This is a genomic window from Thalassotalea marina (assembly GCF_014656435.1).
Classification (GTDB): Bacteria; Pseudomonadota; Gammaproteobacteria; order Enterobacterales; family Alteromonadaceae; genus Thalassotalea_C; species Thalassotalea_C marina.
The window spans coordinates 393,714-419,101 of sequence record NZ_BNCK01000004.1 but is presented as its reverse complement, the minus strand read 5'-3'; the positions used below and the strand labels follow the sequence as shown (position 1 = coordinate 419,101).

24 protein-coding genes are annotated in these 25,388 nt (G+C 39.8%); all 24 read left to right on the top strand.

The features are described 5' to 3' along the window. Window positions 1–6: 6 nt before the first annotated feature. Window positions 7–942 (top strand): ACP S-malonyltransferase, encoded by a 936-nt coding sequence (fabD, locus tag IE199_RS11080; protein ID WP_189770317.1) that lies wholly within the window; start codon window positions 7–9, stop codon window positions 940–942. Window positions 943–950: 8 nt separating this feature from the next. Further along, a complete protein-coding gene (gene fabG / locus IE199_RS11075; RefSeq protein ID WP_189770315.1) occupies window positions 951–1,685 on the top strand; it encodes a 3-oxoacyl-ACP reductase FabG in 735 nt (244 codons plus the stop codon). Between the two features lie 168 nt (window positions 1,686–1,853). Next, a complete protein-coding gene (gene acpP, locus IE199_RS11070) occupies window positions 1,854–2,087 on the top strand; it encodes an acyl carrier protein (protein ID WP_189770313.1) in 234 nt (77 codons plus the stop codon). 122 nt (window positions 2,088–2,209) lie between these two features. Continuing rightward, window positions 2,210–3,445 (top strand): beta-ketoacyl-ACP synthase II, encoded by a 1,236-nt coding sequence (fabF, locus tag IE199_RS11065; protein ID WP_189770311.1) that lies wholly within the window; start codon window positions 2,210–2,212, stop codon window positions 3,443–3,445. A 73-nt stretch (window positions 3,446–3,518) separates the two neighbouring features. Then, entirely contained in the window at window positions 3,519–4,313 is a 795-nt protein-coding gene (pabC, locus tag IE199_RS11060) for an aminodeoxychorismate lyase (RefSeq protein ID WP_189770309.1), read from the top strand. Window positions 4,314–4,320: 7 nt separating this feature from the next. Next, entirely contained in the window at window positions 4,321–5,337 is a 1,017-nt protein-coding gene (gene mltG, locus IE199_RS11055; RefSeq protein WP_189770307.1) for an endolytic transglycosylase MltG, read from the top strand. Window positions 5,338–5,352: 15 nt separating this feature from the next. Further along, window positions 5,353–5,988 (top strand): dTMP kinase, encoded by a 636-nt coding sequence (gene tmk / locus IE199_RS11050; protein ID WP_189770305.1) that lies wholly within the window; start codon window positions 5,353–5,355, stop codon window positions 5,986–5,988. Between the two features lie 11 nt (window positions 5,989–5,999). Continuing rightward, window positions 6,000–6,935, top strand: a complete 936-nt coding sequence (gene holB / locus IE199_RS11045) for a DNA polymerase III subunit delta' (protein WP_189770303.1) — start codon at window positions 6,000–6,002, stop codon at window positions 6,933–6,935. An 11-nt stretch (window positions 6,936–6,946) separates the two neighbouring features. Further along, entirely contained in the window at window positions 6,947–7,273 is a 327-nt protein-coding gene (locus IE199_RS11040) for a PilZ domain-containing protein (RefSeq protein ID WP_189770301.1), read from the top strand. 19 nt (window positions 7,274–7,292) lie between these two features. Further along, on the top strand, window positions 7,293–8,063 hold the full coding sequence (locus tag IE199_RS11035; RefSeq protein ID WP_189770292.1) for a TatD family hydrolase: 771 nt from the start codon (window positions 7,293–7,295) through the stop codon (window positions 8,061–8,063). Window positions 8,064–8,609: 546 nt separating this feature from the next. Beyond that, window positions 8,610–9,302: a GntR family transcriptional regulator gene (locus IE199_RS11030; protein WP_373304796.1), complete on the top strand. Its 693-nt coding sequence runs from the start codon at window positions 8,610–8,612 to the stop codon at window positions 9,300–9,302. Between the two features lie 36 nt (window positions 9,303–9,338). Beyond that, a complete protein-coding gene (gene prpB / locus IE199_RS11025; protein WP_189770594.1) occupies window positions 9,339–10,217 on the top strand; it encodes a methylisocitrate lyase in 879 nt (292 codons plus the stop codon). A 55-nt stretch (window positions 10,218–10,272) separates the two neighbouring features. After that, window positions 10,273–11,400, top strand: a complete 1,128-nt coding sequence (gene prpC, locus IE199_RS11020; protein WP_189770288.1) for a bifunctional 2-methylcitrate synthase/citrate synthase — start codon at window positions 10,273–10,275, stop codon at window positions 11,398–11,400. A 196-nt stretch (window positions 11,401–11,596) separates the two neighbouring features. Next, window positions 11,597–14,215 carry a Fe/S-dependent 2-methylisocitrate dehydratase AcnD gene (gene acnD, locus IE199_RS11015; RefSeq protein WP_189770286.1) on the top strand — a complete coding sequence of 873 codons (2,619 nt, stop codon included), beginning with the start codon at window positions 11,597–11,599 and terminating at the stop codon, window positions 14,213–14,215. Between the two features lie 96 nt (window positions 14,216–14,311). Beyond that, a complete protein-coding gene (gene prpF / locus IE199_RS11010) occupies window positions 14,312–15,490 on the top strand; it encodes a 2-methylaconitate cis-trans isomerase PrpF (RefSeq protein ID WP_189770284.1) in 1,179 nt (392 codons plus the stop codon). Between the two features lie 81 nt (window positions 15,491–15,571). After that, window positions 15,572–16,162, top strand: coding sequence for a DUF2057 family protein (locus IE199_RS11005; protein WP_189770282.1), 591 nt, complete (start codon window positions 15,572–15,574; stop codon window positions 16,160–16,162). Between the two features lie 18 nt (window positions 16,163–16,180). Continuing rightward, the gene (locus IE199_RS11000) at window positions 16,181–16,945 is read left to right on the top strand and encodes an SIMPL domain-containing protein (RefSeq protein ID WP_189770280.1); all 765 of its coding nucleotides are present in this window, start codon (window positions 16,181–16,183) and stop codon (window positions 16,943–16,945) included. Between the two features lie 98 nt (window positions 16,946–17,043). Beyond that, window positions 17,044–17,502 carry a free L-methionine (R)-S-oxide reductase MsrC gene (gene msrC / locus IE199_RS10995; protein WP_189770271.1) on the top strand — a complete coding sequence of 153 codons (459 nt, stop codon included), beginning with the start codon at window positions 17,044–17,046 and terminating at the stop codon, window positions 17,500–17,502. 3 nt (window positions 17,503–17,505) lie between these two features. Beyond that, window positions 17,506–17,787 carry a hypothetical protein gene (locus IE199_RS10990; RefSeq protein ID WP_189770269.1) on the top strand — a complete coding sequence of 94 codons (282 nt, stop codon included), beginning with the start codon at window positions 17,506–17,508 and terminating at the stop codon, window positions 17,785–17,787. Between the two features lie 18 nt (window positions 17,788–17,805). Then, entirely contained in the window at window positions 17,806–18,504 is a 699-nt protein-coding gene (gene proQ / locus IE199_RS10985; RefSeq protein ID WP_189770267.1) for an RNA chaperone ProQ, read from the top strand. 15 nt (window positions 18,505–18,519) lie between these two features. Beyond that, on the top strand, window positions 18,520–20,556 hold the full coding sequence (gene prc, locus IE199_RS10980; RefSeq protein WP_189770265.1) for a carboxy terminal-processing peptidase: 2,037 nt from the start codon (window positions 18,520–18,522) through the stop codon (window positions 20,554–20,556). Window positions 20,557–20,775: 219 nt separating this feature from the next. Continuing rightward, entirely contained in the window at window positions 20,776–22,230 is a 1,455-nt protein-coding gene (nhaC, locus tag IE199_RS10975) for a Na+/H+ antiporter NhaC (protein ID WP_189770263.1), read from the top strand. Window positions 22,231–22,314: 84 nt separating this feature from the next. Continuing rightward, window positions 22,315–24,882 carry an aminopeptidase N gene (gene pepN / locus IE199_RS10970; RefSeq protein WP_189770261.1) on the top strand — a complete coding sequence of 856 codons (2,568 nt, stop codon included), beginning with the start codon at window positions 22,315–22,317 and terminating at the stop codon, window positions 24,880–24,882. Continuing rightward, window positions 24,879–25,097: a DUF2835 domain-containing protein gene (locus IE199_RS10965; RefSeq protein ID WP_189770259.1), complete on the top strand. Its 219-nt coding sequence runs from the start codon at window positions 24,879–24,881 to the stop codon at window positions 25,095–25,097. Before pepN ends, IE199_RS10965 begins: the two co-directional genes overlap by 4 nt. Window positions 25,098–25,388: the final 291 nt, after the last annotated feature.

Genomic DNA, 25,388 nt, shown 5'->3' with positions numbered 1-25,388 from the left:
AACTCTATGCAAAATAATCTCGCTTTTATTTTTCCAGGCCAAGGTTCTCAAGCTGTTGGTATGTTAAACGACTTCGCTGATAACGACGTTGTACAATCAACCTTTAAGGAAGCTTCAGACGCATTAGGCTATGACCTATGGCAACTAGTCTCTGAAGGGCCAGCAGAGAAGCTTAACCAAACAAATCACACTCAACCTGCTTTGTTAACGGCCAGCGTTGCACTGTGGCGTTTATTGAATGAAAACTCTTCGGCTATCCCAAGTGTCATTGCTGGACATAGCTTAGGTGAATACTCTGCATTGGTTTGCGCTGGAGTATTATCATTAGCTGACGGTGTGAAGCTCGTAGAAAAACGTGGTGAATTTATGCAAGCCTCGGTACCAGAAGGTGTGGGTGCTATGGCAGCGGTAATCGGCTTAGAAGATGACAAAATTATTCAAGCATGTGCACAAGCAAAAGGTGAGCAGGTAGTATCTGCTGTAAACTTTAACTCTCCAGGTCAAGTGGTTATCGCTGGTAACAAAGAAGCGGTTGAACGCGCAGGGGAGTTATGTAAAGAAGCTGGTGCTAAACGAGTATTACCTTTGCCGGTAAGTGTGCCGTCACATTGCGCTTTGATGAAAGATGCTGCAGATAAATTAGCTGAGGAGTTTAACAACGTAACGTTTAATTCACCAAGTATCTCAGTGGTAAATAATGTAGACGTAGCTATAGAATCAGACGTTACAGCAATCAAAAATGCATTAATAAGACAATTATATAGTCCAGTACGTTGGACAGAAACCATCGAAAAGCTTGCAGCTGATGGTGTAGACACAGCATTAGAAGTAGGTCCTGGTAAAGTATTGCAAGGGCTAGTTAAAAGAATTAATAAATCAATTGCTTGTACTTCAGTTAATGACAATGCGTCGTTAGAACAAGCAATCTCATTAGTTAAATAGGAATATTTATGTTCTCTTTAGAAGGTCAAGTCGCGTTAGTTACTGGCGCCAGCCGAGGTATCGGTAGAGCAATTGCAGAGCAACTCAAAGAATTAGGCGCTACAGTTATTGGGACTGCAACATCAGAACACGGCGCTGAAAAAATAAGCGAATATTTAGGCCAAGGCCAAGGACAAGTACTAAACGTAACTGACGATGCCTCAATTGAAGCGTTGTTTGCATACATTAAAGATAATCATGGTGCCGTTGATATTCTTATTAACAACGCTGGCATCACGCGTGACAATCTATTTATGCGTATGAAAGATGACGAGTGGAACGACATCATTGATACCAACTTATCATCAGTATACAAAATCAGTAAAGCAGTGATGCGTAGCATGATGAAAAAGCGCCATGGTCGTATTATTAACATTGGCTCTGTTGTTGGTACAATGGGCAATGCGGGTCAAGTCAACTATGCGACAGCAAAAGCTGGTTTAATAGGTTTTACTAAATCGCTAGCACGCGAAGTTGCATCTCGTGGTATTACGGTAAATACTGTAGCTCCAGGTTTTATTGACACTGATATGACACAGTCATTAACAGATGAGCAAAAAGAAGGTATTTTTTCACAAGTACCAGCAAACCGTTTAGGTAAGCCAGAAGAGATTGCAAAATCAGTAGCATTTTTAGCTTCTGATGCCGCAGGCTACATTACTGGTGAAACATTGCATGTTAATGGTGGCATGTATATGGTTTAGTTCAGTTTATTAAATTATTGATAAATTGAGTTAAATAAGGATAATAGAACAACTGTCAACAGGTTAGACCAGAACTAAAAGCAAGATGATTAGCTTGCAAGCCTGCCTGTTGGCGAATACACTACACGCAATTTTGTAAAAATTGTATTTTCTACTAAAGGAAAAAAAATGAGTACTATCGAAGAACGCGTAAAAAAAATTACTGTTGAGCAATTAGGTGTAAGCGAAGATGAAGTAAAAGTTGAAGCTTCTTTCGTTGACGACTTAGGCGCTGATTCACTAGACACAGTAGAATTAGTAATGGCGTTGGAAGAAGAATTTGATACTGAGATCCCTGACGAAGAAGCAGAAAAAATTACAACTGTTCAAGCAGCGATCGATTACATTACTGCTAATCAGTAATTGTAATGAATCAGGCGGTAAGATACCGCCTGTTTTCTTTCCAGCACTTAATGTGCTTTTTTTGAAATCAATAGATATTGATCCCACTCTAAGTTTCAACTCTATCGGAGGCAACTCTTCCAATGCGTCGTGTTGTAGTAACCGGTTTTGGTATGCTTTCTCCCCTTGGGAATACCGCTGATCAAACTTGGCAAAACTTGCTTGCGGGCAAGAGCGGTATAGGTATTATCGAACATTTTGATACTAGTTCATTTCCAACAAAATTTGCTGGACTAATTAAAGATTTTAATCCTGAAGATTTTGGTATCGCCAAAAAAGATGGCCGTAAAATGGATATATTTATCCAATATGGCGTTGCGGCAGGTATTCAAGCACTAAACCATTCAGGATTAGAAGTTAACGACACTAATGCTCATCGAATTGGTGTAGCGGTCGGCTCAGGTATAGGTGGTTTAACCTTAATCGAAGAAAACCATGAAAAATACCTTCAAGGCGGTGTCAGAAAACTTTCACCTTTTTTCTGTCCGTCTACCATTTTAAATATGGCTGCCGGAAACCTATCTATTCGACTAGGTTTAAAAGGCCCTAATATTTCAATTGTTACCGCGTGTACATCTGGTGTCCACAACATTGGTCATGCAGCACGAATGGTTGCGTATGGCGACGCGGATGCAATGATTGCTGGTGGTACTGAAAAGGCATCAACCGAATTAGGTATTGGTGGCTTTAACTCGGCTAGAGCACTTTCAACCCGCAACGATGACCCACAAGGTGCTAGTCGTCCTTGGGATAAAGACCGAGATGGTTTTGTATTAAGTGATGGTGCTGGTATGGTCGTCATCGAAGAATACGAACATGCTAAAGCACGTGGTGCCACTATGTACGCCGAAATTATCGGTTTTGGTATGAGTGGTGATGCGTATCACATGACGTCACCTCCTGAAGATGGCGCTGGTGCAGCATTAGCGATGACCAATGCGTTAAATGATGCCAAAGTAAACCCTGAGCAAATCGCATATATCAATGCCCATGGTACCTCTACGCCCGCCGGTGATATTGCTGAAACCAATGCTGTTAAGTCGGTATTTGGCGATGCTGCCTACAAGACTATGGTTGGCTCTACTAAATCAATGACAGGTCACCTTTTAGGGGCGGCTGGAGCAGTAGAAACAATATTTACTGTTCAATCTTTGTATCATCAACAAGTTGCACCAACAATTAACCTTGAAAATCCGGGTGAAGGTTGTGACTTAGATTACATTCGAGGTGCAGCAAGAGACTTATCTTTTGAGTACGCGTTGTGTAATTCATTTGGGTTTGGTGGTACCAACGGGTCTTTGGTGCTGAAAAAGATTTAACTTAAAATAGTTGAACTTCATATGTTAAGCCTGAATACTTAGTATTCAGGCTTTCTTTTTTCTGGAAATTTACATGATTGAATGCTGGATCAACGGTTCTGAGTCAACAACACTTTCGGTATTTGATCGCGGGCTCTCTTATGGCGACGGATTATTTACCACAGCGTTAATTGTTGCTGGCAAAATACAATATCTGGAGCAACATATTGAACGTTTAATTACTGGTTGTCAGCAGTTGGGTATTGTTTTAAATGATGTTGAGAAACTGATTCAACAGATAGAGCAGATTGCACTAAGGTATGAGCTCAATGTTTTAAAAGTTGTAATCACTGCAGGCGTTGGAGGACGGGGCTATTCACGAAATGGCGCAGGTAAACCGACGGTAGTGATATCGGTTTTTCCTTACCCTGAACATTATCAAGAATGGCAAAATAAAGGTGTCGTACTTGCTAAAGCTGAAACAAAATTAGGCATACAGCCTTTATTGGCAGGGATCAAACATTTAAACAGGCTTGAGCAAGTTTTAGTGAGAAAGGAATTAGATAACATAGAAGCTGACGATGTACTTGTTTGTGATATAAATAATAAGATTATCGAAACTTCCTGTGCTAATGTATTTTGGTTAAGCAAAGGTATTATTTATACCCCTAAGCTTGACCAAGCAGGTGTCGCTGGCATTATGAGGGACAAATTACTCAAGCTGTTACCTGAGGTCAATTTGGTCACTATGGACGCAAAAGTATTGGAAGAGGCTGAAGAAATTTGGCTGTGTAATTCATTAATGGGTATTGTTCCGGTTAAAAATTTTGTTGGTCGGCCACTAAACATGGAACAAGCAAAGGCGTTACAACGCCTAATTAATCAGTAGTTAGAGTATGCTCAAAAAATTTCGAACGATTCTTATTTTATTATTGGCCTTGGTATTAGGATGTAGCATTACTTTCTATGTGTTGTTAAAACAAAATATCCAACAACCTGTCGCACTTGATGCGCCATTGCTCGTTACCATAAAGCCAGGTACAAGCTTCAATCGTTTCTCTAAGCAATTAGTTACGCTTGGTGTTATAGATTCTAGATTTTGGCTTAGAGGCTACGCTAAATTAAACCCTACATACAGCAAGATAAAAGCTGGTACTTATCAATTGCTACCTGAACAACGAATTATCGATGTTTTAAATGACGTAGTGTCGGGTAAAGAGTTTCAATATTCGATTACCTTTGTTGAAGGGAGTACGTTAAAGCAGTGGTTAAGCCAACTGTCACAACATGAAGCTGTAGTACAAACACTTGATTACGCCAACAAAAACACTCTGTACCTACAGGTTGGTCAAGCGCTAGCAATCGAAAATCCACACCCTGAAGGACTTTTTTTTCCAGAAACTTATTCATTTGTACATGGCACGAAAGACGTAGAAATATTAAAACGTGCACAGCGAAAAATGACTCAGGAACTCAATGATGCTTGGCAAAATAGGTTGGGAAATTTGCCATATCAAACGCCATATCAAGCACTCATTATGGCGTCAATAATTGAGAAAGAGAGTGGTTTGCTTGCTGAGCATCAAACTATTGCTTCTGTGTTTGTTAATCGATTGCACAAAGGCATGCGTTTGCAGACAGATCCAACAGTAATATATGGGTTGGGTGAGAGGTATCAAGGTGATATTAAACGCGTGCATTTGAAAGAAAAAACCGCTTATAACACCTACAGAATAAATGGCTTGCCACCAACACCAATTGCTATGCCGGGAAAATCCGCTATCATAGCGGCACTTCAACCGGAAGATACTGATTATTATTATTTTGTCAGTAATGGTAGTGGCCAACATATATTTTCTACCAATTTACAAGATCACAATAAAGCAGTTCGTCAGTATCTGTTATCAAACTAAGGTTAAAACGACATAATGAATCACGGTAAGTTTATTGTTGTAGAAGGTATCGAGGGAGCAGGTAAATCTACCGCCATTGCAACGATAAAAGAGACAATAGAAAAATTTAATATCAGTTATGTAACCACCAGAGAGCCCGGTGGTACACCTTTAGCTGAGCAACTAAGAACTTTAGTGAAATCTGCAGATCATCAAGAAACAATTACTCAGGAAACTGAGTTATTATTGATGTATGCAAGTAGAAGTCAGCTATTGGCTAATAAAATTTTACCCGCACTTGAACAAGGAACATGGGTTATTGGTGACCGACATAACCTATCATCTATCGCTTACCAAGGTGGTGGACGCCAAATCAGTGATAGTATTTTAAATACTCTTGCAGACATTACTTTAAAAGGGCTCAAACCTGATTTAACAATTTATTTAGATATAACTCCAGAACTCGGCTTGTCTAGAGCACAAGCGCGTGGTGAGTTAGATCGGATTGAATTAGAACAAATTGACTTCTTTAACAGAACGCGTGACAAATATCTCCAAATGGCGGCGTCAGACAACTCGATTGTAAAAATAGACGCTAGTCAACCGCTATCATCTGTTCGAGCGTCAATTGTTAAAACCATAGAAGCTTTTGTTTCTCAGCAGATTAAGTAGGCTGATTGATAATGATGAGTAACGAGTGGCTTGTAAAACATCAGCAACATTTTGCCCAATTAGTTGAACAACAAACGCTACCGCATGCGCTGTTAATTACAGGAGTACAAGGTAGTGGTAAAAGTGAACTTGCGAGTTGGTTAAGCCAGTTTTTACTATGTGAAAAAAAGCCACTAGGCGCAGAACAACCGTGTAATCAATGTAAAAACTGTCATCTGTATACTCAAGAGTCTCATCCGGACGCACGAAAAATTGAATTACAAGGTGCAAGTATTTCAGTTGAGCAAGTTCGTCAAGTGAGCAAGTTCTTAGAGCAAAAAGCGCAATTAGCACAAGCCCAAGTGGTGACAATTGAAAATGCGGATAAGTTAACAGAGTCGGCAGCAAATGCACTATTAAAAACGCTTGAAGAGCCAACTGCACATAGTTATATCATTCTCCAGACAATTGATGCAGAACATCTTCTTCCTACTATTGTCAGTCGATGTCAAACTTATGCAATACGTCCTCCTGTAGGAGCAGAGCTATCGTCAACGTTACAGCTCAACAGCCAAGATCCATATAGCAATTTATCACATTTGCCAGAACTTTCTGATCCTCTTTTAATGCAGCAGTTTAATGACTTAAGAGCGTTTTTTATTAACTTTTTATCTTCTAGCACAGGGAGAATGCAGTTAATCGCCATATGTCAAAACCAAGAACATAGTCTGCGTTGGTTGGAAAAAATACTCGTTGATGAACTTAGGCAGAAAGCGGGTTGGCACAACGGTCATATATCCTCTGATACCCAGTTAAAAAACGAAAAATTATTTAATACTACAGAACCGATGTGGAAGTGCTATCTTTTGCTTAAAGCCTTTAATCAAAAGTCTCGTACCTTAGCGCAGTTTAATCAGGCATTTGGTATTGAAAAATTGTTTTCCCAAATGCAACAGTTAATAAGTTAACAGGAGTTGGTATGGAATCACTCTACCTTGAATTTGTAAATGACAAAGACTTGTACCAGTCCTATATGCCGTTTGTGAAAACGGGAGGGCTTTTTGTGCGAACCACTGAACAATTTGAACTGGGCACTGAAATAGAACTAGAAGTCGTTTTACCTGACTCTTTAGAATCATCTACTATCAAAGGTATTGTATGTTGGTTGACGCCATTGGGGGCACAAAATGGTACTCCGGCTGGTATTGGTATTAGCTTTCAAGATGATCCCGAAAATATTCGTAACCAAATTGAAAAATCAATTGGTCGCTTTTTAAATTCTTCCGAGCCTACGCTCACCATGTAATTAATTAAAGGAATTTACGTTGTATATTGATTCCCACTGTCATCTAGACAGACTTAAGCTCGACGAGTTTGATAACCAGTTAGATGCTGTTGTAGATAAAGCCAGTCAGGCAAAGGTTGATAAATTATTGTGTGTCAGTGTAAAGCTTGCTGACTTTCCTGCAATGGCAGCGCAAACCGCAAAGTATCCAAATGTATATTTAACTTGTGGAGCGCACCCGTTAAATCAAGAAGATGCGGTAGAAGAACAGGAGTTATACCAGTTAGCTCAAGATAATCGAGTTGTTGCCATAGGTGAAACTGGCTTAGATTACTTTTATGCCCCCGAGACCAAGGCATTACAATTAGATTCTTTCGTAAAACATGTATCGGTAGCTAGAAAGTTAAAGAAACCTTTGATTATTCATACGCGCGATGCTCAAAAAGACACATTAGATATCCTTAATGGTGAAAAAGCCGCAGATGTCGGTGGCATCCTACATTGTTTTACAGAAACTTGGGATATGGCAAAACAAGCGATAGACCTAGGCTTTTACATTTCATTTTCGGGTATTGTGACTTTTAAAAATGCTTCAGCGCTACGTGAAGTTGCGAAACAAGTGCCTGATGATCGAATACTAATTGAAACAGATGCGCCATATCTAGCGCCTGTGCCTTATCGTGGTAAACAAAATCAACCTGCCTATGTAGTTGAAGTTGCCAAGCATTTGGCCAGTATTAGAGGACAATCGGTCGAACAAATCGCTGAAATAACGTCGAACAATTTTAATCGTCTTTTTAATCTTGCATAAAAAACAGCCCGATACTGGTGGAGTATCGGGCTCAGGGGATGGCTCATAAAGGAGATGAGCCGTGCGCTAATTAACAATTCTTCCCACTATCAATGAAAATATTCGCGAGCATCATTGGTTAATATTTGAACTGTTAACCTAATTGTAGTGCAATAAACGACTATTGCTAAATTTATTTTTAAATTATTTTAACTCTTTGTAATTAATGGGTTAATTGTGAAAGGCTTTGAGTTGTTTTCACTGTTTTATCACTGGAAATGTACAGCTTATTCACAGCCTTTTTAACATGGCATGTACCTTTAATTTAGGCTATGTAATCGAAAATTGTTAAAGTTAGTTAAAACAAAATGATTTGCCTGCTGATTAGCATTGGTAGATAAAATTACTAGCATTTGTTTTTTAATGGCACAGCGGTTTTAATTTTTCAATTTAAGTCATTGCAAGTGAAAATAACTATAAATGTCGACAATATTTTCGATGGATACTTGACGTTAGCATTTAATCCACTAGTATTGAGTTAATTATTTTAAAAGTGTCGACAATTTGATGTCTGGAAATCCTACTCAAAAACTTGCAGTCACCACAGCAGATAAAGTTTTTCAACAGCTTCAATTTGCTATTGTAGAAGGTGATATACCAGCAGGCATTAAGATCAGTGAACCTGGTCTATCAAAACAATACGATGTTAGCCGCGCGACACTGCGTGAGGCATTAAACCGCTTAGAGAAATGTCACCTTATAGAACGTAAACCTAATATAGGCTCGCGAGTGGTTGAATGTACCATTGAAGGTTTACTTGAGATTTATCAAGTACGTGAAGCGCTTGAAGGCATGGCTTGTCGTTTGGCGGCCGAAAATATGTCAGAAGATGAAATTGTCGACATGAAGGCTATGCTTAATAAGCATGCAAATTCTCAAGATTTAAAAGATGGTATCGCCTATTATCAAGAGGAGGGCGATCTCGACTTTCATTATAAAGTCATCTTAGGCAGTCATAATCAGCAGTTAATCAATTTGTTATGTGAGCAACTGTATCATCTAGTCCGTATGTATCGTATTCAATTTGGCATGAATAGCCCAAGAGCTACAAGGGCATTTAATGAGCATTCTAATATTTTACAAGCCATTGTTGATCGAGATGGAGAACTAGCAGAGATATTAATGCGACGCCATATTGCAGCGTCGCGCAAAAATATTGAAAACAAAATAGCTGCCATGAAGCAGCAGGAAACTAATTAATCTTTATTAAAAGAGGACAAGCGTATGTCAGCAGTTATGTCGCCAGGTGCTAAGTTTCGCCTTGCGCTAAAAAACAACAAGCCGTTGCAAGTCGTCGGTACCATTAATGCGTATTGCGCTATGATGGCCGAGCAGTTAGGTCATCAAGCTATTTATTTATCAGGCGGTGGCGTTGCCAATGCATCTTATGGTTTGCCAGATCTAGGTATGACGTCGCTTAACGATGTTATCGTTGATGTGCAACGTATTACCTCGGCCTCAAGTTTACCGCTACTGGTAGATATTGATACTGGTTGGGGTGGCGCATTTAACATTGCTAAAACCATTAAAGATATGGAAAAGGCTGGTGCGGCTGCCGTGCATTTAGAAGACCAAGTTGCGCAAAAACGCTGTGGTCATAGGCCAAATAAAGAAATTGTTTCAACAGAAGAAATGGTTGATCGCATTAAAGCAGCCGTTGATGCTCGAACAGACCCAGACTTTTTTATAATGGCGAGAACCGATTCATTTGCTCAAGAAGGGTTAGAAAAGGCACTTGAGCGCGCTAAAGCATACGTTGCAGCAGGTGCTGATGGCATTTTTGCTGAAGCGGTAAAAACCGAAGAGCACTATCGAGCTTTTGCCGAGGCGTTAGATGTACCAATTTTGGCCAATATTACCGAATTTGGTCAAACTGAACTTTGGAATAAACAGCAGTTAGGTGAATGGGGCTGCGCTATGGTGCTTTATCCATTGTCAGCGTTTCGTGCCATGAACAAAGCTGCCGAATCCGTTTATAAAACACTACTTACAGACGGCGACCAAAAAGCTGAAATTGACAATATGCAAACGCGCATGGAGTTATATGATTATTTAGGTTATCACGCCTATGAACAAAAGCTCGATGCATTATTTGCTGAAGGCAAAAACAAATAAGCTTAAATAACAATAATAAAAAGTAAGCACTTTACAATTAGAATGAGGAAAGGACATGGTAGACAAGAAACTAGGTGGAGCAGGGCTTCGTGGACAAAGTGCAGGGGAAACTGCACTGTGTACTGTAGGTAAAACAGGCTCAGGGTTAACATACCGCGGTTATGACGTAAAAGATTTAGCGGCTAATGCACAATTTGAAGAAGTGGCGTATTTGTTATTATATGGCAAATTACCGAATCAAGCAGAACTAGACTCGTATAAAACACGATTAAAATCGATGCGCAATTTACCAGATGCGTTAAAAATCGTGTTAGAAAACATTCCAAAAGACGCACATCCGATGGATGTTATGCGTACCGGTTGTTCCATGTTGGGTAACCTTGAAACCGAAGCGAGCGATTTTTCAGATCAGCTTGACCATATTGACCGTATGTTAGCGATTTTCCCTGGCATGATTAATTATTGGTACAACTATAGTCATAAAGGTATTCGTGTCGAGGTTAACACTGATGCCGATTCAATCGCAGAGCAATTTCTGTGGACATTGCATGATAAAAAGCCAGAGCCTTTACATGTTCAGGTAATGCACGCATCGCTAATTTTATATGCTGAACATGAGTTTAACGCATCTACCTTTACTGGCCGTGTATGTGCATCCACATTATCTGACATTCATTCAGTCGTTACTGGCGCGATTGGTTCACTTCGAGGGCCATTACACGGTGGTGCTAACGAAGCCGCTATGGATATGATTGAGCAATGGCAAAGTGCTGATGAAGCGGAAGCTGCCATCATGGGTATGTTAGAACGCAAAGAGAAGATCATGGGCTTTGGTCATGCTGTTTATCGTGAGTCAGATCCTCGAAATGCTATTATCAAGGAATGGTCTAAGAAGCTATCGGAACAGGTTGGCGATACACATCTTTATGCGGTGTCAGAGCGCTGTGAAGCTGTGATGTGGCGTGAGAAAAAATTATTCTGTAATGCTGACTTTTTCCATGCCTCTGCGTACAACTTTATGGGTATACCGACCAAGTTATTTACACCAATATTTGTTTGTTCTCGTGTTTCGGGTTGGACGGCTCATGCCATGGAGCAGCGAGCGAATAACCGTATTATTCGTCCTTCTGCTGATTATATTGGTCCAGAGCCTGCAACTTGGGTTGATATTTCACAGCGTTAATTAAAGGCAGCGATAGCCTTTGAACAGTGTAATAAATGTTTGTTTAGCGCTCAGGTATTAAAATAATGCTGAGTGCTAAACAGGCGTTTTCACTACAACGTAAGCGTTAATCAAAGCTGTGTATATACTTGTTCTTGCAGCGTCATAATCGCGAACTAAGTTTCTTTTCTAATCAATCATCTATTTAGGTAACGAGATGAATACTAATTACCGCAAACGTCTTGACGGCACAAAACTAGACTATTTTGATACCCGTCAAGCTATTGAAGATATTAAACCCGGCAGCTACGACGGTTTACCATACACCTCTAAAGTATTAGCGGAGCAGTTAGTTAGACGCTGTGATCCAAATACATTAACCGAGAGTTTAACTCAGATCATCGACAGAAAAAGGGATTTAGACTTCCCTTGGTATCCAGCACGTGTGGTTTGTCACGATATTTTAGGGCAAACCGCTTTAGTTGATTTGGCTGGTTTAAGAGATGCCATCGCTGAAAAAGGCGGAGATCCAGCTAAAGTTAACCCCGTTGTTCCTACGCAGCTAATTGTTGATCACTCTTTAGCGGTTGAACACGCAGGCTTTGAAGCAGATGCCTTTGAAAAAAACCGCGCCATTGAAGACAGACGAAATGAAGATAGATTTCATTTTATCGAATGGACTAAAACAGCGTTTGAAAATGTAGACGTTATTCCTGCCGGTAACGGTATCATGCATCAAATTAACTTAGAGAAGATGTCGCCAGTTATTCAAGCGCGTGATGGTGTGGCTTTTCCTGATACTTGTGTTGGCACTGACTCTCATACGCCCCATGTTGATGCCTTGGGCGTTATAGCCATTGGTGTTGGTGGCTTAGAAGCTGAAAATGTCATGTTAGGCCGCGCTTCAATGATGCGTTTGCCAGACATTATTGGTGTTGAGCTTATTGGTAAGCGCCAACCGGGTATTACCGCGACAGATATAGTATTAGCGATCACTGAATTTTTGCGTCAAGAGCGTGTAGTTTCAAGTTACTTAGAGTTTTTTGGTGAAGGCGCAGCTGGTCTAACAATAGGTGATAGAGCGACTATTTCAAACATGACACCGGAATATGGTGCATCGGCTGGTATGTTCTACATTGATGAACAAACCATTGATTATTTGAAAATCACTGGTCGTGAGCCTGAACAAGTAGCCCTAGTTGAGCAATATGCAAAGCAAACTGGGCTTTGGGCAAGCCAAATGACAGCGGCTCAATACGAGCGAGTATTGACCTTTGATTTATCAACAGTGTGCCGCAATATGGCTGGCCCATCGAATCCACACCGTCGTTTGCCAACCGCAGAGCTAGCGGCGCGTGAAGTAGCGGGTAAATGGCAAGAGCCTGCACAAGATAACTGGCAAGGGCAAATGCCAGATGGCGCGTGTATTATTGCCGCGATCACCTCTTGTACCAATACCTCTAACCCTCGCAATGTAGTAGCGGCTGGTTTGGTTGCGAAAAAAGCCAATGAATTAGGACTTGTCCGTAAGCCTTGGGTTAAAACCTCTTTTGCTCCTGGCTCAAAAGTGGCCAAATTGTACCTTGAAGAAGCTGGTTTATTAACTGAATTAGAAAAATTAGGCTTTGGTATTGTCGCCTACGCCTGTACGACCTGTAACGGCATGTCTGGTGCTTTAGACCCACAAATTCAGCAGGAAATTATCGACCGAGATCTCTACGCCACTGCCGTACTTTCTGGTAATCGTAACTTTGATGGTCGTATTCACCCATATGCTAAACAAGCGTTTCTTGCTTCACCTCCACTTGTTGTTGCTTACGCCATTGCCGGAACGGTTAGGTTTGATATTGAGCAAGATGTATTAGGTGTCGACCAACAAGGCAACGCAATTACTTTAAAAGATTTATGGCCAAGTGATGAAGAGATAGATGCCATTGTTGCCAAGGCGGTTAAACCTGAGCAATTTAAAAAAGTCTATGAACCTATGTTTGACCTGAAAGTAGATTATGGTGATGCTGGTGCGGCAAAAATCAGCCCTCTGTATCAATGGCGAGAAATGTCTACTTATATTAGGCGTCCTCCTTATTGGGAGGGGGCGTTAGCCGGTGAAAGGTTACTAAAAGATATGCGACCTTTGGCAGTGCTTGGCGATAACATCACAACTGACCATTTATCACCGTCAAATGCTATTTTGGCCTCAAGTGCTGCTGGCGAATATCTCGCTAAAATGGGCTTGCCTGAAGAAGATTTTAACTCGTATGCTACACATCGAGGCGATCATCTAACGGCGCAGCGCGCGACATTTGCCAACCCTAAATTGCTTAATGAAATGTGCCGTGATGAGCATGGTGAGGTGATTCAAGGATCATTAGCTCGCATAGAGCCTGAAGGTCAGCAAACACGTATGTGGGAAGCGATTGAAACCTATATGGACAGAGCGCAGCCATTAATCATTGTTGCCGGTGCAGACTATGGTCAAGGTTCATCTCGTGACTGGGCAGCCAAAGGAGTGCGATTAGCTGGTGTAGAAGCCATTATCGCTGAAGGTTTTGAACGTATACACCGCACTAACCTTGTGGGTATGGGGGTGTTGCCACTGGAATTTGTTAACGGTGAAACACGCCACACATTCCAAATTGACGGTACAGAAACCTTTACGGTTTTAGGTGATAAAACACCCGGTGCAATGTTACAAGTCGACATGACACGTCGTGATGGTGAACAGGTGACATTTTCAGTGAAGTGTCGATTAGATACCGCAGAAGAGTGTTCTGTTTATCAAGCCGGCGGGGTATTACAACGTTTCGCCCAAGATTTTTTAGAGTCTAATGCTTAACTAAAACAAACGGTGGCGGTTTATTAAGTAAAACCGTCACTGATTAATAAGCTAGTTTGCTAATAACAAAATAAAGGCAAATCCAAGGAGCATTTTATGCCTAGTGCACAACAAATTAAAATACCGGCGACCTATATGCGAGGTGGCACGTCAAAAGGCGTGTTTTTTAACTTAACTGACTTGCCTATTTCATGCCAAGTTCCCGGCGAGGCGCGAGATAACATGTTGCTTCGTGTTATCGGAAGCCCAGATCCTTATGGCAAACAAACCGATGGTATGGGTGGAGCGACGTCAAGTACCAGCAAAACGGTGATCATTAGTAAGTCACAACAAACAGATCACGACGTAGATTATCTTTTTGGCCAAGTCGCGATTGATAAAGCTTTTGTTGATTGGTCTGGCAATTGTGGCAATTTAACCGCTGCTGTTGGGGCTTTCGCCATTCAGTCAGGTTTAGTAGATGCTGACAAAATACCTGAAAACGGTGTTTGCACAGTAAAAATATGGCAAAAAAACATCAATAAAACCATCGTTTCCCATGTACCAATCACAAACGGAGAGGTACAAGAAACGGGTGATTTTGAACTAGACGGTGTTACCTTTCCCGCGGCTGAAGTTCCCGTTGAATTTATCGCACCGGTAGATCCTAGCGAAGCAATGTTTCCTACTGGCAACGTGGTAGATACGCTGGAGGTGCCTGAGATAGGCTCATTTGAAGTGACTATGATAAGTGCAGGCATTCCTACCATTTTTATGCATGCAAAAGATTTAGGTTATTCAGGCACCGAATTACAAGATGACATTAATAATGACAGTTCAGCCTTAACTCGTTTTGAAACGATTAGAGCGTATGGCGCGATTAAAATGGGCTTAATCAGTGACGTTACGCAAGCGCAATCACGTCAACATACGCCAAAAATTGCTATCGTAGGTGCTGCACAATCTTATACCGCATCAAGTGGCAAAGAAATTGATGCGACAGCAATTGACTTAAATGTTCGTGCCTTATCTATGGGTAAATTGCATCATGCCATGATGGGGACAGCAGCTGTTGCTATTGGTGCAGCAGCAGCAATTCCTGGAACTGTAGTGAATAGCGTAGCAGGTGAAGGCGTGAAGGAGTCTGTTACATTTGGCCATCCATCTGGCACATTGAAAGTGGGTGCCAAGGCAAGTGATGCCAGCGGTTCATGGGTTGTTGAAAAAGCCAGTATGAGCCGCAGTGCACGTATCTTAATGGAAGGTTGGGTTAGAATTCCTGCTGACAGTTTTTAACATTTCCTCATTTGCATTTAGGGCTTGGCTGATGTACCAATAGATTCATCTGCCAAGCCTTTTTTATTTAAAAGGATATTTATGTATAAAAGTGTGTTGTTTGTTTGTGCAACTTTCCTTAGTTCACTTTACTCTTTTGCCAATGAAATTCTAATTCCTGAAAATATCACAGTTATTTCTATTAATGGTGAAGAGCAAGGTTTTAATTTATTCAATCGTCAAACCAAATTTGCGATTAATGTTGGCGCCAATGTGATGCAAGTGCGTTATGAAGAGTTATTTGAGGATATTGAAAATGACGATCATGTCACCATCAAATCAAAGCCTTTTATGATAGCGTTTGAGGTAAAAGGCAATACCAGCCTTAAACTTATCGTTCCTCGTATGCTGGATGAAACGGTTGCTAGAAAATTTGCTAAAAATCCTAACGTGACTATTGAGACAACAACAGGTGAACAACTGCTTACCAAGCAAAATAAAATGGTTGATTTGATAGCAAAGGAACAAATTAAAGCACTAGAACAAAATACAACAACTACACTGTCGAAAAAGCAACATTCAGAAAGCATTCAGCAAACAGATGCAACCATGGCGCTCGATATGTTGAATTATTGGTGGCAACAAGCAAATAAAGAGCAACGAGCTATTTTTCTTAAACGAATTCAACAGTAACACTGAAACGAGGAATTTATGATGAAGATGATCCGACAGGGTATTTTATTATTCACGATGACTTTAGTACCTATGGCTTCAAGTATGGCCCAAGAGGGGATTGAAGTTATCGGTAAAGCCAGTATGAAGGCGTTGCCAGATCAGTTTTCCCTAACTATTAGTATTAACGAAAGAGGGCGAGTATCTTCTAAACTAAAATCACTGGTAGATGATAAAAGTCAACAAGTGGTTAACATGTTCAAAAAGCAAGGAGTAGATGCTAAACATATTGATACATCCATGATGACCATGTACCCGTATTATGAAAAAGTACCTACAGACATGCCTCATACAAAAGTAAGGAGTAAGCTAGATGATGATACAAAGGTCATTACTTCGGTAAATAATAACCAGCAGGCCATTGAAAAAATTCGTATGTTTGATGTTGGTCGTACAATTTCAGTTAAATTATCTTCTTTAGAGCAATATGATCGAGTACTAGATAAGCTAGTTAAAATTGGTGTCAGTCATATTTCACCGATTGAATTAGGCTTTAGCAACCCTGAAAGTTTGTATGAACAAGCATTAAATCAAGCCATTGCCAATGCCAGTGATAAAGCTAACAAAATGGCGAAGCAACTAGGCGTTGGTGTAGGGCAAGTGTTATCGGTAAAAGAAGTGGGGTACCACGCACCTGTTGCCTATAGAATGGCAGCAATGGAGTCTGACGTAGGATTTAAATCACAAGCGACAGAAAGAGCAATTTCTGCTCAAGTTATGGTGATATATCAAATAAAGCCTTAGAAATTGCAATTAATTGCCGTCATTTCAGCTTTAATGCTTTAATTTAAGGCGCTATCAAGGTATGTTATGCCCATTTTGAAACTAGGGCATAAACTAAAATGTCAAAAGCAGAATTTTATGATCAATTGTATCGTCAAGTAGAGGCGATCATTGGTGATGAGTCTGATGTCATTGCCAACATGGCAAATATTAGCGCATTGTTATTTGAAAACTTGTCCGATGTAAATTGGGCAGGTTTTTATCGTTTAATCGACAATGAGCTGATTTTGGGACCTTTCCAAGGTAAAGTAGCCTGTATTCGTATTCCTGTAGGTAAAGGAGTATGTGGTACTGCAGTTGCTGAAAACAAAACACAACGCATCGATGATGTGCACCAGTTTTCGGGTCATATCGCTTGTGACGCGGCCAGTAACGCAGAAATTGTTATTCCTGTTAGACAAAACGAAAAGGTGATTGCCGTGTTGGATATCGACAGTATCGCTTTTAACCGTTTTGACCAATGTGATCAGGATGGTCTGGAACGCATCGTAGGCTTGTTAGAGTCTTCGTTGAGGTAGGCAATGAAGGAATTAGTTATTATTCATGACTATCTTGTCTCTGAAGCTGTAGTTGGAGATTGGGATGGAAACGAAGAACAAGTTGCCGAGAATCTAAACGAGATTTACCATACACTGTATGATTATGCCGAAGATGATATCTCACCTGATGAGCTAATAAATTTATTAGAGCAAGTGTGGGACCATTGGATTGGCCAAGAGGCATTAATGGATATAACCTCTGAAGATATCAGTGACTGGTGTCAACACGTACTTATCAATCGTGAGCAGTATTTAAACGAATAAATTATTAAAGTAGTTATTATGGAAACTAAAACTGAAAAAGATGTTGCAACTAACGAAGCAACTACCCCTGAAGCAAAACGTCCAAGCGCAAAAGAAATTATTGCGTATTTAGTAGAGAAGTTCCCTGAATGTTTATCGCTAGATGGACCTGCTAAACCGCTTAAGATTGGTATTTTCCAAGAGTTAGCTGAGCGTTTGGAAGGTGATGAAACGGTAAGCAAGACCAGATTACGTCAAGCATTACGTCATTACACAAGCAGTTGGCGTTACTTGAAAGCAATTAAGCAAGGCACTTTCCGTGTTGATGTTGATGGCAAAGAAGTGGAAGAGATTGACCAAGAGCAAGCTGATTTCGCTGAAAAGTCGTTAAAAGAGAGCAAAGAAAAATTTGGTAACAAAAATACCAAAGACAATAAAGGACAAAAGCCGTATAAGGGTAAGGTCGCTGAAAATAAAGGCGCGCAGCACAAAGGCAAACCAAAAGATAAGTCCAAATTTAAGTCTGTATCATCAACTAAACGTGCACAAACAAAAGTAGCCGCTAAACTTAAACCTGTAGCCGCAGATTCAGTGTCAGTAGGCAAAGCAGTGAAAGTTCAATTAGGCAATGCACCGATGGATGCTGTAATTACAGAAGTGTCTGGTGATGATATCAGTGTGCAACTTAGTTCGGGAATGGTTGTCAAAACTCAAGTTAAGCATATTTTTACTGAATAAATTGGAGTAGCAAGCATGCAAAAAATTTGTCGTATAGCTCTTGCAATATCATTGTCGCTATCAAGCGTCAGCATAGTATCAGCATTTGAAACAGACAAAGATGTCCCTCTGCCCATCTTGGCACCTGAGAGTCAGCATGCTACCTCCAGCAAACGAATTACCGCTCAATTTACCCGTGCTCATTATAAAGCTGTACAAATTAATGATGCGTTATCAGAGCAAGTGTTCGATCGTTATTTAAAGCAACTCGATTATAACCGTAACGTTTTTTTAGCGAGTGATATCGAAGCGTTTAGCAAATACAGAACTGAATTTGATAGTTTTGTTGCTCGTGGAAAATTAGACGTCGCCTACGATATTTTTAATTTAAATCTGCAACGCCGTTTAGAGCGTTATGAGTATGCGTTATCGTTACTTGCTTTACCTTCATTTGATTTTGACAAAGATGATGTTTATCACTTTGACCGTGAAGAAGCGGCTTGGCCAAAAAATAAAGAAGAATTAGACAGTCTTTGGTTTTCAAAGGTCAAATACGACGCGCTAAATCTTAAATTAGCCGGAAAAGATTGGGAAAAAACAACAGAGATTTTAAGTAAACGCTACAAAAACGCGATTAAACGATTAAAACAGAGCGAAAGTGAAGATGTTTTTCAAATAGTGATGAACAGTTTTGCGCGTGTTGTTGAACCTCACACTTCATATTTATCGCCAAGAAATGCCGAACGTTTTCAAATGGACATGAACTTGTCTCTTGAAGGTATCGGTGCTCAATTGCGAGCCGAAGAAGACTACACGGTAATACAAAGTATTATTAAAGGTGGTCCAGCGGACAAATCAAAGCAGTTAAAACCCAAAGACAAAATTGTTGGTGTTTCTCAAGGTGATGAGAAGTTCAAAGATGTGATAGGCTGGCGCTTAGATGACGTTGTTGACTTAATTAAAGGACCTAAAGGTACTAAAGTTAGGCTGCAAGTGTTGCCTAAAGATGCGGTTGATGATTCTAGTATCAAAGTCGTCTCAATAGTGCGAGATAAAATTGTTTTAGAAGATCGTGCAGCGAAATCTGAAGTTATTTTTGAAAAACCAGGCGACGAAAATAGCAAAAAATTAGGGGTTATTAATATCCCAAGTTTTTACAATAACTTGTCCCGTGATGTTAAAAAAGAACTGCAAAAACTACAAGATCAAAATGTAGAAGGCATCATTGTTGATTTACGCGGTAATGGCGGTGGTTCACTGAGTGAAGCTACGTTGTTGACGGGTTTATTTATAGACAAGGGGCCAGTCGTTCAAGTTCGTGATGGTGCTAATAGAATTGCCATCAATCGAGATAAAGACGGATTAAGTTATTATGATGGACCATTAACAGTTATGGTCGATCGATATAGCGCCTCGGCGTCAGAAATTTTTTCTGCCGCAATACAAGATTATGGCCGTGGCGTTATTGTTGGTGAACAAACGTTTGGTAAAGGCACAGTTCAACAACATAGGCCTTTAGGGCGAGTTTATGATTTATACGACAAGCCATTTGGCAGCATACAATACACTATTGCTAAGTTTTATCGTATAAATGGTGGCAGTACACAGCATAAAGGGGTAACCCCAGATATTGCTTTCCCAACGGCAGTTGCACCCGAAGAATGGGGCGAGAGTAAAGAAGAAAACGCATTGCCTTGGGATCAGGTTCCTAAAGCAAATTATGCACGTTTAACTGATCTTAATAGTGAAATTAGCTATTTAAATTCTTTATATCAAGAACGTATTAAAACTAATCCAGAATTTGGTTATTTGTTTGAAGATATTGAAGAATACAAGTTAGAGAAAGATAAAAAGGAAATCTCTCTTAATTATAAAGAGAGAAAAGCAACACGTGATGAGCGTAAAGCAAAACGTTTAGCTCGCACAAATGAGCGACTTGAAAAGCTTGGTTTGGCAAAAGTGGACGATTTAGAAGACTTACCTGAAGCGCTGGAAGAGATCGATCCATTTTTAGAAGAGACTGCAAGGATAACGTTTGACATGTTGTCTTATGGACAAGTTGCTAAAAAATAGCAATTCATAGTAGAAAAACCGCCATTGGGCGGTTTTTTTATGCTTAATAATAATAAAAGTGTTTAATAAAACACCGTACAGTCTTTTTATACTTGCTTAAAAAACTGCAGCGAATATATTACATGCACCTAGTCTTAACATAAGACAGGTTGTCTACGCCTAAAAAATAATTAAAACAAAAATTAAAACATAGAAACATAGAAATAAAAGAAACTAACCATGACAAGTTTACAACAACCTAAACACCCCTCAACTCTGGATGCTTTTGTGCCCATCATAGCGTTAATCGCTTTGTTATCTTTAGCTGTTACTTATTTTGCAGATAATTCGTCTTATGGGCCAAACCAAATCGCTTTGATGCTCAGTATGGGGATTGCTATTTTAATTGGTCTTAAAAACGGCTATACATGGGAATCCATTGAAAAGGCGATCATTAATGGTATTTCTCTTTCTATGGGGGCCATTTTAATTTTGTTTGCTGTTGGGGCTTTAATTGGAACATGGTTGTTATCTGGTACCGTACCAACATTGATATTTTATGGTTTAAAGATTATTGATCCTAGCTGGTTTTACGCCGCTGCCTGCATAGTTTGTGGCATTGTTGCTATGAGTATTGGTAGCTCGTGGACAACTGCAGCCACTGTTGGTGTTGCTTTCATTGGCATTGCCAATGGCTTTGAAATGTCTACTGCGGTTACCGCTGGTGCTGTAATTTCAGGGGCTTATTTTGGTGATAAGTTATCACCGTTGTCAGAAACTACCAATTTGGCACCGGCAGTAGCAGGTAGCGAGTTGTTTGCACATATTCGCTACATGTTGTGGACAACCATTCCATCAATTAGTATCGCTTTGGTTTTATTTTTGATCATAGGGTTTAATCATTCTTCAACCAATGCAGGTAGTACAGAAAGTATCACTACGTTAGTTACTACGCTTGAATCAACCTATAACTTATCTATCGTCAACCTAATTCCTTTGTTTGTATTATTGTTCTTAGCTTATAAGCGCATGCCTGCGTTTCCAGCTGTTGCAATCGGCGCTATTATCGGTGCTCTTTGGGCTGGATTATTTCAGCAAGAGTTAATCATCAAGTTAGCGGGAGAAGGTGTAGATTCGGTTACTGGGAATGTTAAGATTATTTGGACTGCACTTTTTGATGGCGTAGTTGTACAAACCGGAAACAAGGAAATAGATTCACTGTTAAGCCGCGGTGGTATGTCTAGCATGCTAAATACCATTTGGCTGGTTATGTGCGCGTTAAGCTTTGGTGCTGTACTTGAACATTTAGGTATGTTGCGCAAATTTGTGCAATCAATTCTTGCTGCAGCAAAATCTACAGGCAGTTTAATTGCCAGTACGATTGCAACTTGTATTGGTACAAACTTGATTACTGCCGACCAATATATGGCAATTGTTATGCCGGGTCGTATGTATAAAGAAGAATATCAACGAAGAGGGTTGGCTCCTGTTGTATTAAGTAGAACGCTTGAAGATTCAGGTACAATTACTTCACCGCTTATTCCTTGGAATACTTGTGGTGCATTTATGTTTGGTGCTCTAGCGTTAACAAACTACGAATTTATCATGTATTGTTTCTTTAACTTGATAAATCCAATTTTGGCTATAATTTATGGTTATGTAGGATTTAAAATTAAAATGATTAACGAACAATAGCGTAATACTATGCTGATAAAAGCCTGTTAACGCGCACACGTTGACAGGCTTTTTTATTTTTTCTTTTTCTGAATAGGACATTCTATGGCCGCGACAACAGCTCGAGTACTAGCAGATTATCAACCGAGTCAATTTCAAATTATTACCACAGATCTTATCTTTGAGTTAGAAGATAACAAAACTTTAGTGACAAATAGGATGTCAATCAAGCGTATTGACAAAGAGGCAAAAATATTAAGTTTAGACGGTGAGCAATTAGAACTATTAGCCGTTAGCTTGAATGCGCAAGGTCTTGATGACTCACAATTTCAGCAGGACGAAAACTCGCTACATATTAAGGTTAACCAAGATGAATTTGAGCTAACCATTACGACTCATATCGATCCTCAAGGAAACAAAGCGCTGGAGGGATTGTATAAATCTGGCGGAGCTTTTTGTACTCAATGTGAGGCTGAAGGGTTTAGACGAATCACCTATTACCTTGATCGTCCTGATGTGATGGCAACCTTCACGACAAAAGTGATCGCCGACAAATCTCAATACCCATTTTTGTTATCAAATGGCAATAAGATAGATTCAGGTGACTTAGAGCAAGGTAAACATTTTGTTACTTGGCATGACCCTTTTCCAAAACCAAGTTACTTATTTGCATTAGTTGCTGGAGATTTTGACTTGGTTAGTGATGTGTTTACGACATGTTCTGGCCGACAAGTTGACTTAGAAATTTATGTCGATAAAGGAAATGCTCCGAAAGCCAACCACGCCATGGACTCTTTAAAACGTTCAATGAAATGGGACGAAGATGTTTTTGGCTTAGAATATGACCTAGATATTTATATGATCGTTGCCGTAGATTTCTTCAATATGGGAGCAATGGAAAATAAAGGGTTAAATATTTTTAACAGTAAGTTTGTTTTGGCAGATCAGCAGAGCGCGACAGATAAAGACTATTTTAACATTGAAGCTGTTATAGCTCATGAATACTTCCACAATTGGACAGGAAACAGAGTGACCTGTCGTGATTGGTTTCAGTTGAGTTTAAAAGAAGGATTAACCGTATTTCGGGATCAGCAATTCAGTGCTGACATGCATTCAGCTGCTGTAACCCGCATTGAAAACGTCAGCACCTTACGTGCTATGCAATTTCCTGAGGATGATAGCCCTATGGCACATCCAATTAGGCCTGAAAAAGTGCTGGAAATGAACAATTTCTACACCATGACTGTTTATGAAAAAGGCTCAGAAGTTATACGAATGATCTATACCTTGTTGGGTAAAGAAAACTTCCGTAAAGGCATGGATTTGTATTTTGAGCGTTTTGATGGCATGGCGGTAACTTGTGATGATTTTGTCGACGCCATGGCTGATGCATCACATATTGACCTGACGATGTTCAAACGCTGGTACAGCCAGTCCGGCACGCCAAAGTTAATGGTGCGTGAACAATTTGATGCTGCAACAGGACAATACAGGCTTCATATTCAACAAATTAATGAACCTAGTGACGTGCAACCTGAGAAACATTATCTTCATATTCCCGTAGGGATTGAGATCATCAGTGAAAATGACTCAGCATCCCATCTATTAGAATTAAAAGCGGAAGAGGGTAGTTGGACGTTTGAAGGCTATAAAGAAAAACCTGTACTGGGCTTTTTGACTAACTTCTCTGCACCAGTAAAAGTTGAATTTGAACAAACAGACGAAGAACTGCAATTATTGATGGCAAAAGCTAATGATGCTTTTATCCGCTGGGACTGTGGTCAAACCTTAGTCGTTAGACAAGTGAAACAATTATTGGCAGATAAAGATTTTGTCTTGCCATCGTCTTTGTTGGACAGTGTTAAACATATATTAACTGCTGACGAAGATCCTGCGTTACGTGCTGAGCAGTTAACGTTGCCGTCCTTTGATGAAGTTGTTGAACACCTGACCGATGTAGAGCCTATTGAAGTGGTTAACGCTATATCGGCAATCAAAACGTTTATCGCAAAAGGGTTAGCAGAAACGTTTATGACTGTATATCAACAAATGAGTACAGATACCTACAAAAATGATGGTCCTTCGATTGGTCAAAGAGCGCTTAAAAACGTTTGTTTAGATTATTTAAGTGAAACAGAGCAGGCCAACGAGTTATTAAAACAACAATATCAACAAGCTGATAATATGACTGACACCTTAGCTGTCTTAGCGAGTGCGGCAAAAAATCAACTCGATATTTTTGATGAATTAATGCTTGAATTTGAACAAGTATGGTCCGGTACTCGTTTGGTTATGGATAAATGGTTCAGTTTACAAGCGATGGCTCAGCGTTCAGATATGTTCGCTAAACTTGAGTCTCTCGAGCAACACGCTTTGTTTGATATTGAAAACCCTAACAGAGCACGTTCGCTTATTGGGGTATTTGCTAACAGCAATCCTAAATATTTTTATTGCCCTAGTGGGAAAGGATATCAATTTTTAACTAAACACATTAAAAAGCTAAACACCATTAATCCTCAGGTTGCATCGAGATTAATTACACCTTTAATTCAATTTAAGCGATTAAATGCTCATCATCAGCAGTTGATAAAAATACAGCTGCAGGAACTTTCATCGCTAGCCAATTTATCAAATGATTTAAAAGAAAAATTGGATGCCGCTTTAAACATATGAGGCATTTTTATTTTTCTATTAATATTACCAGCTACGACTTTTTACCCTACTACCAAGGTAGGGTAAAAGACATTGTAGTTACGTCAGATCAAGGATTACGCGTTCAGTTTCCAGCGATGCACTTAAGACCTTTTTTAACAAGATCAGGTATTTCAGGGCGTTTTTGTTTGCAAACTGAACAAGGAAAGTTCGTTTCTATAGCAAAAATATCATAAATAGAGCTAAAGCTTTAAACAGTGGTCTGACCATCGGATGTTAATTACTTTTGTTAAAGCAAAATGTTTAGAACACGTCGTATTGCATACTCAAGCAAAACATAAGTGCGAATTTTTGTCGTTTTAAACAAGTGTTTAAAACGGTGGTCGTGTTTTATGGTTGTTCTGTGCGCAAGTCTTTAAAAATAAGGGGGTTTAAACTTGTTTTTTTGACTTGCCACTTAGGTAAAATGATGCAATTATTGTTTCATATTTCAGTACAATTACACCTGTTATAGGGTAAGTGGCTCA

Excerpts from the sequence above, each read along its gene's own strand:
- IE199_RS11040 (WP_189770301.1), top strand. The coding sequence starts at position 6,947 with ATGGAATCACTCTACCTTGAATTTGTAAATGACAAAGACTTGTACCAG.
- fabD (WP_189770317.1), top strand. The coding sequence starts at position 7 with ATGCAAAATAATCTCGCTTTTATTTTTCCAGGCCAAGGTTCTCAAGCT.
- pabC (WP_189770309.1), top strand. The coding sequence starts at position 3,519 with ATGATTGAATGCTGGATCAACGGTTCTGAGTCAACAACACTTTCGGTA.
- acpP (WP_189770313.1), top strand. The coding sequence starts at position 1,854 with ATGAGTACTATCGAAGAACGCGTAAAAAAAATTACTGTTGAGCAATTA.
- acnD (WP_189770286.1), top strand. The coding sequence starts at position 11,597 with ATGAATACTAATTACCGCAAACGTCTTGACGGCACAAAACTAGACTAT.
- prpF (WP_189770284.1), top strand. The coding sequence starts at position 14,312 with ATGCCTAGTGCACAACAAATTAAAATACCGGCGACCTATATGCGAGGT.
- prpC (WP_189770288.1), top strand. The coding sequence starts at position 10,273 with ATGGTAGACAAGAAACTAGGTGGAGCAGGGCTTCGTGGACAAAGTGCA.
- prc (WP_189770265.1), top strand. The coding sequence starts at position 18,520 with ATGCAAAAAATTTGTCGTATAGCTCTTGCAATATCATTGTCGCTATCA.
- IE199_RS11005 (WP_189770282.1), top strand. The coding sequence starts at position 15,572 with ATGTATAAAAGTGTGTTGTTTGTTTGTGCAACTTTCCTTAGTTCACTT.
- holB (WP_189770303.1), top strand. The coding sequence starts at position 6,000 with ATGATGAGTAACGAGTGGCTTGTAAAACATCAGCAACATTTTGCCCAA.
- IE199_RS11030 (WP_373304796.1), top strand. The coding sequence starts at position 8,610 with ATGTCTGGAAATCCTACTCAAAAACTTGCAGTCACCACAGCAGATAAA.
- proQ (WP_189770267.1), top strand. The coding sequence starts at position 17,806 with ATGGAAACTAAAACTGAAAAAGATGTTGCAACTAACGAAGCAACTACC.
- msrC (WP_189770271.1), top strand. The coding sequence starts at position 17,044 with ATGTCAAAAGCAGAATTTTATGATCAATTGTATCGTCAAGTAGAGGCG.
- IE199_RS10990 (WP_189770269.1), top strand. The coding sequence starts at position 17,506 with ATGAAGGAATTAGTTATTATTCATGACTATCTTGTCTCTGAAGCTGTA.
- IE199_RS10965 (WP_189770259.1), top strand. The coding sequence starts at position 24,879 with ATGAGGCATTTTTATTTTTCTATTAATATTACCAGCTACGACTTTTTA.
- pepN (WP_189770261.1), top strand. The coding sequence starts at position 22,315 with ATGGCCGCGACAACAGCTCGAGTACTAGCAGATTATCAACCGAGTCAA.
- tmk (WP_189770305.1), top strand. The coding sequence starts at position 5,353 with ATGAATCACGGTAAGTTTATTGTTGTAGAAGGTATCGAGGGAGCAGGT.
- nhaC (WP_189770263.1), top strand. The coding sequence starts at position 20,776 with ATGACAAGTTTACAACAACCTAAACACCCCTCAACTCTGGATGCTTTT.
- IE199_RS11000 (WP_189770280.1), top strand. The coding sequence starts at position 16,181 with ATGATGAAGATGATCCGACAGGGTATTTTATTATTCACGATGACTTTA.
- prpB (WP_189770594.1), top strand. The coding sequence starts at position 9,339 with ATGTCGCCAGGTGCTAAGTTTCGCCTTGCGCTAAAAAACAACAAGCCG.
- fabG (WP_189770315.1), top strand. The coding sequence starts at position 951 with ATGTTCTCTTTAGAAGGTCAAGTCGCGTTAGTTACTGGCGCCAGCCGA.
- mltG (WP_189770307.1), top strand. The coding sequence starts at position 4,321 with ATGCTCAAAAAATTTCGAACGATTCTTATTTTATTATTGGCCTTGGTA.
- fabF (WP_189770311.1), top strand. The coding sequence starts at position 2,210 with ATGCGTCGTGTTGTAGTAACCGGTTTTGGTATGCTTTCTCCCCTTGGG.